Origin of the sequence: Anaeromyxobacter oryzisoli, from assembly GCF_022690765.1 — a bacterium.
Classification (GTDB): Bacteria; Myxococcota; Myxococcia; order Myxococcales; family Anaeromyxobacteraceae; genus Anaeromyxobacter; species Anaeromyxobacter oryzisoli.
The window spans coordinates 1-14,634 of the sequence record NZ_JALCZA010000031.1; the positions used below are offsets into that span (position 1 = coordinate 1).

Below are 14,634 nucleotides of genomic sequence, written 5' to 3' on the forward strand. Positions count from 1 at the left end.
CGGCGGCGGCGCCTTCGCCGCGGAGCGCCCGCGCCCTCGAGGTGGTCCTCGCGGAGGACTCGCTCGCGACGCGCGAGGTCCTGCGCGTCCTCCTGGAGGCGCAGGGGTTCCGGGTCCGGCTCGCCGCCGACGGCGAGGAGGCGCTCGCGCGGATCGCGGAGGCCGCGCCGGACGTGGTCGTGTCCGACGTGAACATGCCGCGCCGCGACGGCCTCTCGCTCGCGCGGGCGCTCCGCGCGCGTCGCGAGACGGAGCGGCTCCCCATCGTCCTCCTCACCTCGCAGGACGACGCGGCCACCCGGGCCGCCGGCGCCGCCGCGGGTGCGGACGCGTACCTCGTGAAGTCCAAGTTCAACGCGGGCGTGCTGGCCGAGACGCTCGCCCGGCTGGGCGTGAGGACCGGATGACCGCGGTGGCGGTGGTCCTGGACGACCACGCGCTCGCCGCCGTGCCGGGGCTCGACGCGGCGCTCGCGCGGGCGGGCGCGCTCGTGATGCGCGCGTTCCAGGGCTCGCCGAACCCGAACCTCCTCCGGCGGTACCGCGGCGTGGCGGTGATCGGCGGGCCGGATCGGGCGGGGCTCGTCGCGCGGCTCGAGCGCGCGACCGCGTCCGTCGCGGCGCCGGTGATCGGCATCCTCCCGCCGGGCGTCGCGGCCTCGCCGGAGCTGCGCGGCCCGGGGGTGGTGGACCTCGTGCCCGCGGACGCGCCGGACATCGCCGGGCGGATCATCCTGATGGCGTCCGTGCCGGTGGTGTCGGCGGCGCGGGCGCCGCGCCCCGGCGCCGAGCGGCCGGAGCGGAGAGGTGAGCCGTCCGGGGCCGCGGCGGCGCCCGGTGCGCCCACGCCGCCGGTGCGGGTCCGCGGGGCCGAGCCTCCAGCGGCCGCGGCCGGCCCCGGCGGAGGCGGCGCTCCAGACGACGTGATCGCGATCGCGAGCTCGACGGGGGGCGTCTGGGTCCTCGCGGCGCTCCTCCGCGCGCTCCCGGCGCGGGGGCGCGCCGCCCTGGTGGCGCAGCACATGGAGGCCGAGTTCGTCCCCTTCTTCGCGGAGTGGCTCGAGGGGGCCTCCGGCTGGCGCACGGTGCTCGTGGACGGCCCGGTGCCGCTCGCGCCCGGGGCGGCGTACGTCGCGGCGGGCGGTCGCGATCTCGTCCTGGACGGGGCGGTGCTGCGCGGCGCGCCGTCCTCGTCGCGCTTCGTGCCGAGCGGCGATCGGCTGCTCGCCTCGGCGAGCGGGCTCGGGTCGCGGGCGGCGGGCGTCGTGCTCTCGGGGATGGGGCAGGACGGGGCGGCAGGGCTTGCCGAGATCGCCCGCGCGGGCGGGACGGCGCTGTGCCAGGCGCCGGCCACCGCGGTGGTGCCGTCCATGCCGGAGAGCGCCCTGCGACGCACCCCCGGCGCCCTCCCGCTGACCCCGCCGGCGCTCGCGGCGGCGCTCGCGGCGCGCAGGGCGGCGGCTCAGTAAACCCTGTGTGAACGTCAGGCCCGGTGGGGCTCTCCAACCGTGCGTGAACGCACGGCTATTCGGCTCCAGCCGGGTGACGTGACGCGTCGTTTACCATGAGTGGCATCGGGCTCGCATGCACTCGGGGCAGAAACGACCGGGGCGGCGGACGGCGCGCTGCGGGCCAGCGAAGTCGAGCCCTTCGCCGCGACCGGGGAGGGGTGTCTGTTGACCCCGGGTGCACGCTTGCACCCAGGGGGGAACGAGCGCGGCGCACGCCGCGCCGGAACTGGAGATCGGGTGATGAAGACGGTGCGTTACGTCGGGGTCGGTTCGTACGTCCCACCGCTGGTCGTGAAGAACGACCGGCTCACGCAGGCGATCCCGGGGTGGTCGGCCGAGCGGATCGAGGATCGCACCGGGATCCGGGAGCGCCGGTACCTGTGGGACTTCGACGTGGAGCAGGGGCGGGCGATCGCGCCGCCGGAGGGCTCTGCGGGCCCGCGGTGGAACACCGACATGGTGGAGATCGCGGTGCGGCAGGCCCTCGACCGGGCGGGGCTCCCCGCGCGCGAGATCGACGGGATCTACCTCGTCACCAGCACGCCGGACCGGATGAACTTCTGCTACGACGCCGTCGAGCTCCACCGCCGGCTCGGGTGCCGCTCCGACGCGAGCGCGATGGTCATCGACTCGGGGTGCGGCGGGGCCGTCTACCTCATGGACATGGCGCAGAAGCTCATCCTCTCCGGTCAGGCGAAGACGATCGTGGTGGCGGCCTCCACGTTCGCGTCCTGCTTCCTCGATCGCGACGTCTACACCTCGCCGCTGCCGAGCAACCGCAGGATCAACGCGTTCCTCTCGATGTACATGTTCGGCGACGGCGCGGGCGCCATCGTGCTCCGCGGCGACGAGGGGTCCGACCTCGGCGTGATCGCCTCGACGGCAGGCACCGAGCACGAGCAGCTCGTGATCCGCACCGTCGGCGGGTCGCAGGTCCCGACGTTCCGCGCCAGCACGCCGGACCACGCGTTCTTCGTGGACGGCCCCGTGGTGGCCCGCGCCTACCCGGAGTACATGACCCGCGCCGTGAACGAGCTACGCACCGCGGTGCCCAGGGTGGTCCCGGAGCTCCAGCGGTACTACCTGCACCAGGCCAACAAGCGGGTTCTCCTGTCGTTCGCCGAGAAGGCGGGCATCCCGCTCGATCGCGTCCCGGTGAACGTGGACCGCTACGGCAACACGTCCGCCGCCTCGACGCTGCTCCTGTTCTCCGAGGACGTGGAGGCCGGCCGGGTGAAGCTGGGCTCCGGCGAGCCCGTCCTCTTCGCCGCGGTGGGCGCGGGCGTCCACTTCGGCGGCCAGATCGTGCGCGTGTGACGTAGAATGGACGGCGAGCAGTCACCCGAAGTCATTTCGGAGGAGAAGAACGCCATGTCCCTCTCGAAGCGTCTCGCGGTCGGCCTCTTCCTCGCCGTCTTCGCGCTGCCCGCCGCCGCGGGCGAGCACGTCTACCTGTTCCGCACGCAGGAGGTCTCGTCGATCAAGGCCAACTGCGCCCCGGGCGAGGACATCATCCTCGGCGCGCTCCTGTACACGCCGCGGACCCGCGCGTCCGACGGGCTCGTGATGAAGGACGCAGGGGAGCCGGTGGGCACCGCGATCGGCTGCGGGACGACCAGGAGCTACACGCCCTTCGATCCGAACGCGCAGAACCCGTTCTCGCTCCGGCTCGAGTTCGGCGGCGGGACGCTCACGGCGAACGGCACCTGCACCCTGACCAGCCTCACGTTCCCGATCCAGGGCGTCCCGGCGCCGCTCCTCCTCGCGGGCTGCACGCTCCGCGTGAACCCGTCGCCGTCCCTGGGCGTGGTGAACGGCATCGCCACCAGCGCGAGCGTCTTCACGCCGTGGCCGCTCCCGGGCTTCGGGACGGGCTCGTTCTGGACGGTGCAGGTGTACACGAACGACTGAACCATCGCCCGGCCCCGGGCGCGCGCGACGATCGTCGCGGCGCCCCGGGGCCGGCGCGGAACCCCCCCCCCCCGCGCCCCCCGCGCCCGGCGGGCGCGCGCCGCGAGCACGAACGCCGTCGTGAACGCCCGCCCCCGCGTCATCGGGACGGGATCCGCCCCGCCACCACGGGCACGAGCCACACCGCGTAGCCGAGCGGATCGCGGATCGTGGCGATCTGGTCGTCGAAGTGCGCGGCGACCCGCTCGCGGGTCCAGCCGAGCTGCTGGGCGATGAGGTCGGAGTAGCCGTCGCGCCAGGCGCTCCAGATCGCCGCGAACGTCTCCCGCGGCACCCGGAGGTTGTCCACGACGACGTAGTCCACGGAGACGTGCTCGAGGCCCAGGCCCCGGAGCATCCCAGGGACGCGGCGGCCGACGAGCATGTCCGTCCCCGTGGCGGCGCCGAGCCGCTGGGCCGCGGCGGGCCAGAGCGCGGCCGCGTCGAGCCTCCCCGGCGTGAAGTGGATCATCGCGTAGTCCTCCGCGAGGAGGTGCACGACGCCGCCCGGCCGCGTCACCCGCACCAGCTCGGCGACCGCGCGTTCGGGGCTCCGGATCGCCTGGAGGACGTGGCGGCAGACGGCGAGGTCGAACGAGGCCGGGGGCAGGCCGAGGTCGTGGATCGAGCGTCGCTCGAACGCCACGCGGCCGCCGAGCCCCTCGGCGGCGGCGCGGGTCCGCGCGCGCTCGAGGTGCGGCTCCAGCAGGTCCACCCCGAGCAGCTCGGCCCCGGGCAGGAGCGCGGCCAGCCGCACCGTCGCCTCGCCGGTGCCGCAACCCGCGTCGAGGACCCGCGCGTCGAGCGGCAGGCGGTAGCGTGCGAACAGCGGCGCCTCCTGCGACCAGATCGCCTCCGCCTGGGCGGCGAGCGTGCGGACCATCGACTCGTCCGCCATCTGGGCGGCCTGCGGGAACGGATCCGGCGGCGCGGAGCCCATGGCCTGCTGTTAGCGGCGGGCGGAACCCCGCGCAGGAAAGACGAACGCCCGGCCGCGCGTGCGCGCGAGCCGGGCGTCCGGTGATTACTGTTCTGCGCCGCTACGGATAGGTGAAGACGCCGGCGACGTCCTCGGTCTGGGAGAGCTGCGTGAACGTCGTCGTGAACGTCCCGATGGCCTCCTTGATCGCGAGGATCCGGAGCTGGTAGGTCATCCCGTGCTCCAGCGCGGCGGTCGCGGTGCCGTCGGAGTTGAACTGCAAGGAGTCCGTCGTGGTGGCGGTCATGTCGTAGGTCCAGATCTGGTTCCCATAGGTGTCGAAGACCTGGACGCGGTAGGTCGCAGCGGAGGAGTCCACGCTGCTCTTCTGCCAATCGAACACCGGGGTCGGCGTGGAGATGACGGCCGGCGTCCCGCTCACGGCCACCCCGTCGATCTTCAGCAGATCGACCGCAGGGACGATCTTGAAGTTCGGGGGCGTGCCCGGCGTGAACGTGCCGCCGGAGAAGGTCCCCACGACGCCGCCCTGGACGGCGATCTGGGGCGCGGCGGTGTTGCCGGTGCCGGAGATGTTGCGGACGTCGCCGTCGAGGCCGAACGCGGCGAGCGCGATGTACCGGCCGTCGGGGATCCCGGCGAAGTCATAGGTGCCGCCGGCGCTGACGGTGAGCCCCGGAGGCGACTCGCCGCGGTCCAGGTTCGGGACGTAGGTGGACTCGACGACGAGCGTCACCGCGACCGGCGAGGCCGCGCCGTTGTTGTAGATGAGGGTGCCGCTCACCGCCGCGCCTGCGCCGCCGGCGAGCGCGAGGTCCACGAGGTTGTCGCCGTCGGCGAGGGCGGCGGTGGTCACGGGAGCGTAGTTCGCGCCCTTGGTGTAGGCGGTCACGACGTACTGCGTCCCGGGGGTCAGGTTGTAGATCGCGTAGCTCCCATTCGCGTCCGCCACGCCGGTGACCCCGGTCTGCGGACCGGCGCCGCCGGGCGCCGGCTCGGCGACGACGAGCGCGCCGGCGCCGGAGGGCGGCCGGGCCACGGTGCCATGGATGAAGGCGGTGGCGCTGGCCGCGGTGGTCGGGTCGAGCTTGAGGAGCTTGACGTTCAGCGTCGAGGCTTCGGCCGTCGAGATCACCCAGGTGTTGCTGTTGGTGTCGAGCTTCGCGAGGGAGAGGTCGATGGGCAGCGCCGAGCGCAGGCCGCTCGGGAAGGTCTCGTAGCCCTGCTTGTCCGCTCGCACGGTGAAGAAGGTCTGGAGGGGCTTGCCGCTCGAGTCGCGCTGCGCGGGGACGCTGAGGGAGTAGTTGCCCAGCGCCGCGCCGGTGGAGTCGGTGCCCGACGTCACCGCAACCCTGGAGAGGGGCGCCTGGTTCGTGTCGAGCGCCACCACCCGCGCGTCGTTCAGGTTGACCAGCGTGGAATCGGCCGTCGTGACGAGGTTCGAGACCGCGCCGGAGATGACGACGGGCGCGAAGCACCCGGGCTCGCCGCCCTGCACGTACTCGCAGACCAGGCCGCTGTCGCAGCCGGTCTTGGCCACGGGGTCACAGGACTTCTTGTCGCTGCCGCCGCTGCACGCCGTGAGGAACGCGGCGAGCAGGACGATGCGTCGGAGTCGGATCATGTCGTTGTTCTCCACGAGAGTTGCAGGCGCAGCCGCGCACCAGTCGAGCACCGCGGCACCACGCCCACCGGACGCGTCCGCCGATGGGCGCCGCGCCGGAGATCCATGCGGTGTGCCATGGACCAACGACGGCGTTAAAGCACCTTCACGGTAGGTTGGTCGAGGGGGGCGCGGGTCGGATGGCTCACGACATCGGGCTCGGTGCGCGGCGCGAACCCGAACGCGAACCCGCACCCGTCACCGTGCCCGTCACCGTAACCGTTTCCCGTGCCCGCATCCCGCCTCCCGTGTCCCCTGGCCCGTGATCCGACGGCGCGGTCGGATCACGGGATCGGGCCACAGGCCACGCGACCCGGTTCACGGGTCACGGAGAGTACCGGTGACGGTGACGGGCACGGACCACGGGCGACTGCGGGCCGCGTCGTGCGTGCGGAGCGTGGAAGCGGATTACAGCCGTCACGCAGGGTGGAGGGACCCCGCCGCAGGCGGGGGGAGGGGCGCAGCCCCTCCGCGCGGGGACCTCGCGCGCGATCGCGAAGCGAAGCGCGCGAGGTCACGGGCCCCGCGCAGCAGGGGTGGGGCCCCGACGAGCTCTGCTCGGCGGGGCGGGGCGGCACGCCCCGTTAGATCTTATTCAAGAAAATCGGCAGCCCGCGCTTGTTCGCGTAGATCGGCCGCAGCCGCTGCTTGTTGTACATCGAGTCCACGTCCACCTTGCGGGGCCCGAGCTTCGGATCCGGGATCGGCACGAGGTCGTACTTCCCGTCCACCAGCGCCGACATGAGCCCGCTCTTGTTCTCGAGCACGGCGTCGAACGCCATCGTGCCGAACGTGAGCGCGACCATCTTGTCGATGAAGTCGGGCTCGCCAGAGCGGAGGTCGTAGGTGAGATCGGAGACGATGGTCTCCTCGCCGGTGCGCCGCTTGATCTCGTCGGAGAGCGACTCGGCGACGCTCGCCTTCTTCCGGTGGCCGAACGCGTCGGGCTCGCCGTACTCCTGCACCTTGTAGCCCTCCCACTGCGCGCCCTCGGAGAGGACGACCAGGGCGTACGAGGACGGGTTCTCCAGCTTGTCGCGGTGGAGCAGATCCACGAGGAGCTCGAGCTTCGGCTTGTACTCGGGGATCAGGCAGCGGATCGAGGAGACGTAGGCGGTGTACAGCGCGGTGAAGCCCGCGTCGCGGCCGAACACGCGGAAGATGCCGATCCGCTCGTGCGAGCCGACCGTCGTGCGCTGCCGCTCGATGGCGTCCATCGCGCGGGTGATCGCGGTGGAGAAGCCGATGCAGTACTCGGTGTTGCGCACGTCGTTGTCCATCGTCTTCGGGATCGCGATCACCTTGAACCCCTGCGCGTGGAGCTTCTGCGCGTAGGAGAGGGTGTCGTCGCCGCCGATGGCGAGCAGGTACTCGAGGCCGAGCCCCTCGAGGTTGGCGAGCACCTGCCGCGAGACGTCGAAGGTGGTCGTTGTGACGCCGCCCTTGGTGCTCTGCGCGGACGGGAAGGTCTGGCCCGCGAGGTGGCGCGGCAGGGTCTTCATCTTCGCGGGGTTCGTCCGCGAGGAGTGGAGGAAGGTGCCGCCGCTCCGGTCCACCGTGCGGGTGTTGTCCCGGTTCAGCGGCAGCACGTACCGGGCCCGGCTGGCCGGGTCCCCGAGGTCGAGGTGGGTGAGCGCCTCCCAGCCGCGCCGGAGGCCCACCACCTCGATGTCGTGCTCCGCGCCGCGGTAGACGACGCTCTTGATGACCGAGTTCAGGCCGGGGACGTCCCCGCCGCCCGTGAGAATGCCGACGCGCTTTCTCGCCATGGCCGCATCCTATATCCGGCGGACCGGGTCGCGCTCGTAACAGAAGCGCGCGCCCTGTGAGGGACGCCGGCTCGTGACGGATGACGCCTGCCCGCGCTCGAGCCGCCGCGGCGCACGCCGGCCGGCGCGCCGACGGCTTGCGTCCGCGCCGGCGCGACGCGACCATGCGCCATCATGAGCTCATCCCTCACGCCCGAGACCCTCGCCCTCCACGCCGACGACGGCCTCGAGCCCGCGCCCGACGTCGCGCCGCCCATCCACGTCTCCACCACCTACGAGGCCGGGAACGCGGAGGGGCTCGTGTACGCGCGGGCCGAGCACCCGACCCGCCGCCGCCTCGAGGCGGTCCTCGGCGCGCTCGAGGGCGGGCACGCGGTGGCGTACCCCTCCGGCCAGGCCGCCGCGAACGCCGCGCTGCTGCACCTCGCGCCGAGGCGGGTCGCCATCGCCCGCGGCGGATACCACGCCACGCACCACGCCATCGCCTCGCTCGCGCGCTTCGGGATCCAGGAGGTCCCGCTCGACGCGCCCATCGGGAAGGGCGACGCGATCTGGCTCGAGACGCCGAAGAACCCCACCTGCGAGCTCCAGGACATCGCCGCGCACGCCGCCCGCGCGCGCGCCGCCGGCGCGTGGCTGATCGTGGACGGGACGTTCGCCACGCCGGTCCTGCAGCAGGCGCTCGCCCTCGGGGCCGACCTCTCCTACCACTCGACGACCAAGTTCATCGCCGGTCACTCCGACGCGCTGGGCGGCGTGCTCGTCACGCGGGACCCGGCCCTCGCCGACGCGCTCCGCGCCGCGCGCACGACCTCGGGCGCGGTGCCGGGCGCCCTCGAGACCTGGCTCACGCTCCGCGGCGTCCGCACCCTCTCGCTCCGCGTCCGGCAGCAGACCGCGACCGCCACGCGGCTCGCCGCCTTCCTCGCCCCCCGCGTCGCGCGCGTGTGGCACCCGTCCCTGCCCACCGACCCAGGCCACGCCCTCGCGGCGCGGCAGATGAAGGGGCCCGGGCCGATGCTGTCGTTCGAGCTCGCGAGCGAGGAGGCGGCGCGGGCGTTGCCCGGCAAGCTCAGGCTGTTCCGCGACGCGACGTCGCTGGGCGGGGTCGAGTCGCTCGTCGAGTGGCGGCGGAAGCAGGACCCGGAGGCGCCCCCGGCGCTGCTCCGGCTGGCGGTGGGGATCGAGGACGCGGGCGACCTCGAGGCCGATCTCGAGCAGGCGCTCGCCGCCGTCGGCGCGTGACCGCACGGAGCGGTTTGCCGCGACGCGGCCGAGGCGGGGCGGGCGCGGCGCGGTCGCCGCCCCGCGGCGGGGCGGGCGGGCGCGCGTCTCCCGATCTCGCCGCGGGCAGGATGAGCACGATGGAGACGGAGGGACTCTCGTCGTGCGCCGGCTGGCGAAGGTGGTCGCGATCGCGCTCGGCGCGATCGCCGTTCTCCTGATCGCGCTGAACTTCGCGCTGACGCCGCTCGTCGGCTGGTACCTGCGCCGGACGCTCGCCGGGCTGGAGGGGATGCGCGGGTCGTTCTCGGGGGTGAACGTCAAGCTCCGGGGGCTCTCGTGCGAGATCCACGACCTGCGGATCGAGAAGACGACCGCCGGAGGCGCCGCGCTGCCGTACATCGCGGCGGATCGCGTCGAGGTCGGCCTCTACGGGCGCCAGCTCCTCCGCGGTCACGTGGTCGCCGCCGTCGAGCTCGACCGCCCGCGCCTCAACCTCCTCCTCGCCCCGGAGCGCGAGGACAAGCGCGCGAGCCAGACCCCGCGCGAGGTGCCGAAGATCGGCCGGCGGCTCGAGCGGCTCGCGCCCTTCCGCCTGGACCGCGTCGAGGTGCGCCGCGGCGAGATCCTGTGGATCGACGCGCGCGAGAAGGAGCGCCCTCGCGTCCGCGTCCACGGGATCGAGGCGACGCTCGAGAACTTCGCCACGCGCCCGGCTCTGGCGCAGCACGAGCCGACGGTGCTCGCGGCGCGCGCCACGGTGCAGCGCTCGGGGAAGATGACCGTGTTCGCGACGGCCGATCCGCTCGCGAAGTCGCTCACCTTCGCCGGGGAGGGCAAGCTCCAGGGGCTCCAGGTCGCCGAGCTCTCCGGGCTCATCGGCGCGAAGAGCGGGGTGAAGCCGGAGAAGGGCGAGCTGGAGGTGGCCGTCGCGTTCAAGGCCCTCGACGGGCGGCTCGACGGCGGCGTCCGCCCGGTGCTGAAGGGCGCCGAGCTGAAGGCGGCCAAGCCCGGGATCGGGAACGCGCTCAAGGCCCTGGTCGGGAACGCGGCGCTCGACATCTTCGCCGACGAGACGCGCGGCCGCGACGCGGTGGCCACCACCATCCCGATCCAGGGCACCGTGACGGGCCCCCAGATCCAGGCGGTCCCGACGATCGTCGGCATCCTCCGGAACGCCTTCGTGCGCGGCCTCACGGCCAGCTTCAGCGCGCTCCCGCCGCCGAAGGCGAAGAAGAAGGAGGGGGTCCTGGAGCAGGCGCGCCGCGGCCTCTCGCCGGGCCACGGGCCGCCGCGGGCCCAGCCGAGCGGGGGGAAGCAATGACGAGGCGGATCGCCGTCGCCGCGCTCCTCGCCGGCGCGCTCGCCGCCGGTTGCGTCAAGCGCCATCCGAAGGAGCGCGCGGCGGAGCAGCCGCCGGAGACCACGGGGCCGGCGCCGCGCGGGATCCCGCCACGCGCCGGGCGCCCGCGCGTGCCCGCGTCACCACAGGGGCTGCTCGCGCCGGGGGCGATCGGGGAGCTGCAGCGCGCGCTCGCCGAGCGCGGCTACCTCGCGGCGCACCGGCGGGGCGAGCTCGACGAGCCGACCACCCGCGCCGTGCGGAGGTTCCAGTCCGACGAGCACCTCGCCGCGACGGGGGTGCCGGACCACGAGACCCTGCAGCGGCTCGGGGTGGATCCCGACAAGGCGTACCGAAAGTGAATAGTCCGCCGCGCCGCCGCGGAGCAGCAGAAGCGACGCTCACCCGATGAGGGCGCCCGACCCGGAGAGCGCCACGATCCGCGCCGGCACTCCCACCGCGACGCCCTGCTCCGGCACGTTCGTCACGACGAGCGAGTTCGCCCCCACCACCGCGCCGGCGCCGACCTTCACCGGCCCGATCACCGTCGCCTTCGGACCTATCCAGACCCGCTCGCCGAGCACCGGCGCGCCGCGGCGGACGGTGCCGCCCGCCCCGAGCGTCACGCCCTGGGAGAGGTTGCAGTCGCGGCCGATCACGGCGTCGGGGGCGACCCAGATCCCTCCCGAGTGGCCGATGTACAAGCCGGGGGCGATCCGCGCGCCCGGCGAGAGGCAGATGCCGAGCACCACGCGCACGGTCTCGTGCGCGAGCGAGTGCGGGAGCTTCATCGCCACGCGCACCAGCGCGGGCGCCTCGTCCTGGAGCCACCGCCCGAAGCGGTACACCGCGAGCGCCGCGAGCGCCTCCGTGTGGACCGCGATCCGCAGCCGCGCCCAGAACGTCTCGGCGCGCGCGTAGCGGAAGTAACGCCCGAGGTCCGCGCGGAACGACGCCCACGCCCCCGTCGCCGGGTTCGCGGCCAGCGCGGCGCTCACGCGCCCTCCGCCACGGCGTGCCGGGCCGTACGCTCGCGCCGGACGGCGGCCGCGAGCGTCGCGATCGAGCGCAGGTCGCCGGGATCCCCGAAGGACATCAGGTCCACGCGCCAGCTCGTGTTCACGAAGGACACGATCTGGAGGAGGCCGAGCGAGTCGACGCGCCCGGTCTCGACGAGGTGCTCCTCCGTCGTGAGGCCGTCCGGCGTGCTCGCCACCTCCCGCGCGATGAACGCGAGGAGCGCGCCCTCGATCCCGTCGTCCCCGCCCCGCCACCCCGTTCCGTCCGCCATCTCCGCCCCCCCTCGCCTTCCCACTCGACGCGCAGCCGCGCGCGGTCGGCCTTCCCGGTGGTCGTCCGCGGCAGGTCCGGCCGCACCTCGAGCCCGCTCGGCACCATGTAGCTCGGGAGCCGCCCGCCCATCCACGCTCGGAGCGCGCGGGTGTCCACCGCCTCGCCGGCGCGCAGCGTCACGGAGGCGACGATCCGGGTGCCGTGCATCACGTCTGGCAGCGCGACCGCGATCGCCTCGGCCACCGCCGGGTGCGCCGCGAGCGCCGCCTCGACGTCGCCCAGCTCGACGCGGTGGCCGCGGACCTTGACCAGGTGGTCGCGGCGCCCGAGGAACTCGTACGTACCGTCCGGGAGCCTCCTCACGCGGTCTCCGGTGCAGCAGGCGGTGCCCGGGAGGCCGCGCGGGTCTTGCCGGAGCGTCGCAGCGGTCCGGTCCGGCGCGTTCCAGTAACAGCGCATCACGTGCGCGCCCTTCACCCAGAGCGTCCCCTCGACCCCGGGGCCCTCCACGACGCGGCCGTCCTCGTCTGCGACGAACGTGTCGAGCCCCTCGCACGCGATCCCGATGGGCACGGGCTCCGTTCGCGCGTCGGGGATGTCCGCCGCGACCACGTGATACGTGCAGACGTTCGTCTCCGTCGGTCCGAAGGCGTTCACGAGCGTGGCGCCCGGGAGCGCCCGGCGGAGGCGGCGGAGCTGCGCGATCGGGAACACCTCGCCCGCGAACAGCACGAGGCGGAGCGTCGCCGGCGGCCGCGCGGCGAGCCCGTGCTCCAGCATGGAGGCGAGGATCGACGGCACCGAGTACCAGACCGTGATCCCCCACGCGTGGAGCGTCCGGACGAGGTGCGGCGCGAGCATGCCCTCGGTGGCGGAGAGGAGCCGCACCGAGGCACCCGCGCCGAGGGACGCGTACAGGTCCGAGATCGACAGGTCGAAGTGAAGGGGCGCGTGGCTCGAGAACACGTCGTCGGGGGCGATCTCGAACCGCCGTTGCACCCACCGGACGAACGCCGTCCCCGACCGGTGCGTGTGCGCGACGCCCTTCGGTGTGCCGGTGGAGCCCGACGTGTAGAGGACGTACGCGAGGTCGTCCGGCGCGGGCGGCGCGACCGGCGCCGGCGGCAGCGCCGCCGCGGCCTCGAGCCTTTCCACCGCGCGTCCCGGCACGGCGGCGCGGGCGCGCTCCGCCTCGACGCCGTGGACGAGGACCAGACGCGGCGCCTGGCCTTCGAGGAACATGGGCAACGGATCGACCTTCGGCGCGTCCACGATCACCGCGGCGAGGCCGCCGTCGAGCGCGGCGGCGCGGCAGCGCGGCCAAGGCGAGCGCGGGTCGAGGGGGACGTAGGCGGCGCCGGCGCGGAGGACGCCCAGGATCGCCTGCACCGCCGCGGGCGCCTTGTCCATCCATACGCCGACGAGATCGCCGCGCCCGACGCCGGCCGCGGCGAGCCGGGCCGCGATCCCCCGCGCCCCGGCGTGCAGCGCCCGGTACGAGAGCGCGCCGCCGGCGTCCGCGACGGCGAGCTTGACGGGCGAGGCGCGCGCGACCCCGACGTCCAGGCACTCGACGAGCGTGCGCGGCTCCATGGCGTCCCGGTCAGAGCCCGAGCAGCCGGGCGATGATCTTCCGCTGCATCTCGGAGGTCCCCGAGTACAGGGTCCCGGGGATCGCGTCGCGCAGCTCGCGCTCGATCCCGAGCTCGGTCGTGTAGCCGTACCCACCGTGCAACCGCAACGCGGACATCGCCTGCGCGACGTGCGCCTCCGAGACGAAGAGCTTCGCGATCGCGGCGTCGAGGACCGCGTCCCGGCCGGCGTCCTTCCGCGCCCCGACGCGGTACAGGAGCAGGCGGCCGGCCTCGAGCGCGACCTTGGCGTCCACGATCGCGTCGGCGACCGCCGCGAACTTTCCGATCGCCTGCCCGAACTGCCGGCGCGACTTCGCGTACGCGATGGTCTCCTCGAGGAGCCGCTCCATCGCGCCGAGGTGTGCCGCGAAGATGCAGGACCGCTCCCACTCCATCGCGGCGGTGAAGATCCCCATCCCCGCGCCCTCGGCGCCGAGGCGCTGCTCGGCGGGGACGCGGCAGCCGTCGAGGATCACCTCCCCCATCGGCGAGGTCCGGAGGCCCATCTTCGCGATGGGGCCCGACAGGGTGAGCCCGGGCGCGCCGCGCTCGACGAGGAACGCGGTGACGCCCGCCGCGCGCGCCGCCGGATCGACCGTCGCGAAGACGAGGACGAGATCCGCGACCGGTCCGTTCGTCACGAACGTCTTCGTCCCGGTGAGCACGTACGTGTCTCCGTCGCGGACGGCGCGGGTGGCGAGCGCCATGGCGTCCGAGCCGGATGCCGGCTCCGTCATGGCGTGCGCCGCGATGCGCTCGCCGCGGCAGAGCGGCGGCAACCAGCGTCGCCGCTGGGCGTCGCTCCCGAACCGGAGGAGCGGCAGCTCCACCGCCCAGAGCTGCGCGTTGAGCGAGAACACGAGGCCGTTGTCGCGGCACCCGTGGCCGAGCGCCTCCATCGCGAGGAGGGTCGTCGTGAGGTCCTGGCCGGAGCCGCCGTGCTCGGGCGGGATGGGCAGGCCCTGGAGCCCGAACTCTGCGCAGCGCCGCCAGAGGGTGCCGTCGAACGTCTCGCGGCGATCCCGTTCCCCGAGCCGATCGTTCAGGGTCCGCCCGAACGCCCGGACAGCCTCGCAGAGCGCGCGCTGCTCCTCGCTCGGGTCGAACTCCATCGCCACCCCTCCCGCCCGCACCCGACCGCTCCGCTGGGAAGGAGTGGGGTCCGCGTGCTCGCTCGCGCAACGACCCGCGGTGAGCCATGACCGCGCGGAGGTCACCCCGAGGCGCGACGCGTCCAGAGGGCGAGGGCGTGATCCGGCGCGGCGCTCGCGCGGCCGCCCGCTCGGAGAGCGATGACGAGCTCACCGCTTGG

14 protein-coding genes are annotated in these 14,634 nt (G+C 74.1%); 7 read left to right on the top strand and 7 right to left on the bottom strand.

Annotation, left to right across the window (positions count from 1 at the left end; all coding sequences use genetic code 11):
• From MNZ27_RS11620 to MNZ27_RS11635, 4 genes are all read left to right on the top strand, one after another.
• Window positions 1-407, top strand: a 407-nt coding sequence (locus MNZ27_RS11620; RefSeq protein ID WP_242394242.1) for a response regulator, incomplete at its 5' end; no start/stop codon positions are given.
• The gene (locus tag MNZ27_RS11625; protein WP_242394243.1) at window positions 404-1,468 is read left to right on the top strand and encodes a chemotaxis protein CheB; all 1,065 of its coding nucleotides are present in this window, start codon (window positions 404-406) and stop codon (window positions 1,466-1,468) included. The genes MNZ27_RS11620 and MNZ27_RS11625, both read left to right, overlap by 4 nt.
• A 282-nt stretch (window positions 1,469-1,750) precedes the next feature.
• Window positions 1,751-2,827, top strand: coding sequence for a 3-oxoacyl-ACP synthase III family protein (locus tag MNZ27_RS11630; RefSeq protein ID WP_242394244.1), 1,077 nt, complete (start codon window positions 1,751-1,753; stop codon window positions 2,825-2,827).
• Window positions 2,828-2,881: 54 nt separating this feature from the next.
• Window positions 2,882-3,421 (top strand): hypothetical protein, encoded by a 540-nt coding sequence (locus tag MNZ27_RS11635; RefSeq protein WP_242394245.1) that lies wholly within the window; start codon window positions 2,882-2,884, stop codon window positions 3,419-3,421.
• Window positions 3,422-3,560: 139 nt separating this feature from the next.
• On the opposite strand, the gene MNZ27_RS11640 is transcribed toward MNZ27_RS11635, so the two are convergent.
• The 3 genes from MNZ27_RS11640 to MNZ27_RS11650 form a co-directional block, all read right to left on the bottom strand.
• Window positions 3,561-4,400 (bottom strand): class I SAM-dependent methyltransferase, encoded by an 840-nt coding sequence (locus tag MNZ27_RS11640; protein WP_242394246.1) that lies wholly within the window; start codon window positions 4,398-4,400, stop codon window positions 3,561-3,563.
• A 100-nt stretch (window positions 4,401-4,500) separates the two neighbouring features.
• Window positions 4,501-6,021: a carboxypeptidase regulatory-like domain-containing protein gene (locus tag MNZ27_RS11645; protein WP_242394247.1), complete on the bottom strand. Its 1,521-nt coding sequence runs from the start codon at window positions 6,019-6,021 to the stop codon at window positions 4,501-4,503.
• A gap of 623 nt (window positions 6,022-6,644) precedes the next feature.
• Window positions 6,645-7,829 carry a 6-phosphofructokinase gene (locus tag MNZ27_RS11650; protein WP_242394248.1) on the bottom strand — a complete coding sequence of 395 codons (1,185 nt, stop codon included), beginning with the start codon at window positions 7,827-7,829 and terminating at the stop codon, window positions 6,645-6,647.
• Window positions 7,830-8,003: 174 nt separating this feature from the next.
• Between MNZ27_RS11650 and MNZ27_RS11655 the strand changes: the two genes are divergently transcribed.
• The 3 genes from MNZ27_RS11655 to MNZ27_RS11665 all read left to right on the top strand — a co-directional run bounded on the left by MNZ27_RS11655 (window position 8,004) and on the right by MNZ27_RS11665 (window position 10,757).
• On the top strand, window positions 8,004-9,074 hold the full coding sequence (locus MNZ27_RS11655) for a trans-sulfuration enzyme family protein (protein WP_242394249.1): 1,071 nt from the start codon (window positions 8,004-8,006) through the stop codon (window positions 9,072-9,074).
• Between the two features lie 142 nt (window positions 9,075-9,216).
• Window positions 9,217-10,377, top strand: a complete 1,161-nt coding sequence (locus MNZ27_RS11660) for a DUF748 domain-containing protein (protein WP_242394250.1) — start codon at window positions 9,217-9,219, stop codon at window positions 10,375-10,377.
• A complete protein-coding gene (locus MNZ27_RS11665) occupies window positions 10,374-10,757 on the top strand; it encodes a peptidoglycan-binding domain-containing protein (protein WP_242394251.1) in 384 nt (127 codons plus the stop codon). The genes MNZ27_RS11660 and MNZ27_RS11665 overlap by 4 nt, the downstream gene beginning before the upstream one ends.
• 39 nt (window positions 10,758-10,796) lie before the next feature.
• Here the strand turns inward: MNZ27_RS11665 and MNZ27_RS11670 are convergent, their stop codons facing one another.
• Genes MNZ27_RS11670 through MNZ27_RS11680 form a run of 4 tightly spaced genes read right to left on the bottom strand, consistent with a single transcriptional unit; the run spans window position 10,797 to window position 14,434 of the window.
• The gene (locus tag MNZ27_RS11670) at window positions 10,797-11,393 is read right to left on the bottom strand and encodes a serine O-acetyltransferase (RefSeq protein ID WP_242394252.1); all 597 of its coding nucleotides are present in this window, start codon (window positions 11,391-11,393) and stop codon (window positions 10,797-10,799) included.
• Window positions 11,390-11,518, bottom strand: a complete 129-nt coding sequence (locus MNZ27_RS23590; protein ID WP_277957865.1) for a hypothetical protein — start codon at window positions 11,516-11,518, stop codon at window positions 11,390-11,392. Before MNZ27_RS23590 ends, MNZ27_RS11670 begins: the two co-directional genes overlap by 4 nt.
• Window positions 11,515-13,281, bottom strand: coding sequence for an amino acid adenylation domain-containing protein (locus tag MNZ27_RS11675; RefSeq protein ID WP_242394253.1), 1,767 nt, complete (start codon window positions 13,279-13,281; stop codon window positions 11,515-11,517). The genes MNZ27_RS23590 and MNZ27_RS11675 overlap by 4 nt, the downstream gene beginning before the upstream one ends.
• Before the next feature lie 10 nt (window positions 13,282-13,291).
• Window positions 13,292-14,434: an acyl-CoA dehydrogenase family protein gene (locus tag MNZ27_RS11680; RefSeq protein WP_242394254.1), complete on the bottom strand. Its 1,143-nt coding sequence runs from the start codon at window positions 14,432-14,434 to the stop codon at window positions 13,292-13,294.
• Window positions 14,435-14,634: the final 200 nt, after the last annotated feature.

Bases quoted from the DNA above. Each gene is read 5' to 3' on its own strand.
- MNZ27_RS11675 (WP_242394253.1), bottom strand. From the start codon at position 13,281: ATGGAGCCGCGCACGCTCGTCGAGTGCCTGGACGTCGGGGTCGCGCGC.
- MNZ27_RS11630 (WP_242394244.1), top strand. From the start codon at position 1,751: ATGAAGACGGTGCGTTACGTCGGGGTCGGTTCGTACGTCCCACCGCTG.
- MNZ27_RS11680 (WP_242394254.1), bottom strand. From the start codon at position 14,434: ATGGAGTTCGACCCGAGCGAGGAGCAGCGCGCGCTCTGCGAGGCTGTC.
- MNZ27_RS11640 (WP_242394246.1), bottom strand. From the start codon at position 4,400: ATGGGCTCCGCGCCGCCGGATCCGTTCCCGCAGGCCGCCCAGATGGCG.
- MNZ27_RS11655 (WP_242394249.1), top strand. From the start codon at position 8,004: ATGAGCTCATCCCTCACGCCCGAGACCCTCGCCCTCCACGCCGACGAC.
- MNZ27_RS11645 (WP_242394247.1), bottom strand. From the start codon at position 6,021: ATGATCCGACTCCGACGCATCGTCCTGCTCGCCGCGTTCCTCACGGCG.
- MNZ27_RS11650 (WP_242394248.1), bottom strand. From the start codon at position 7,829: ATGGCGAGAAAGCGCGTCGGCATTCTCACGGGCGGCGGGGACGTCCCC.
- MNZ27_RS11625 (WP_242394243.1), top strand. From the start codon at position 404: ATGACCGCGGTGGCGGTGGTCCTGGACGACCACGCGCTCGCCGCCGTG.
- MNZ27_RS11665 (WP_242394251.1), top strand. From the start codon at position 10,374: ATGACGAGGCGGATCGCCGTCGCCGCGCTCCTCGCCGGCGCGCTCGCC.
- MNZ27_RS11635 (WP_242394245.1), top strand. From the start codon at position 2,882: ATGTCCCTCTCGAAGCGTCTCGCGGTCGGCCTCTTCCTCGCCGTCTTC.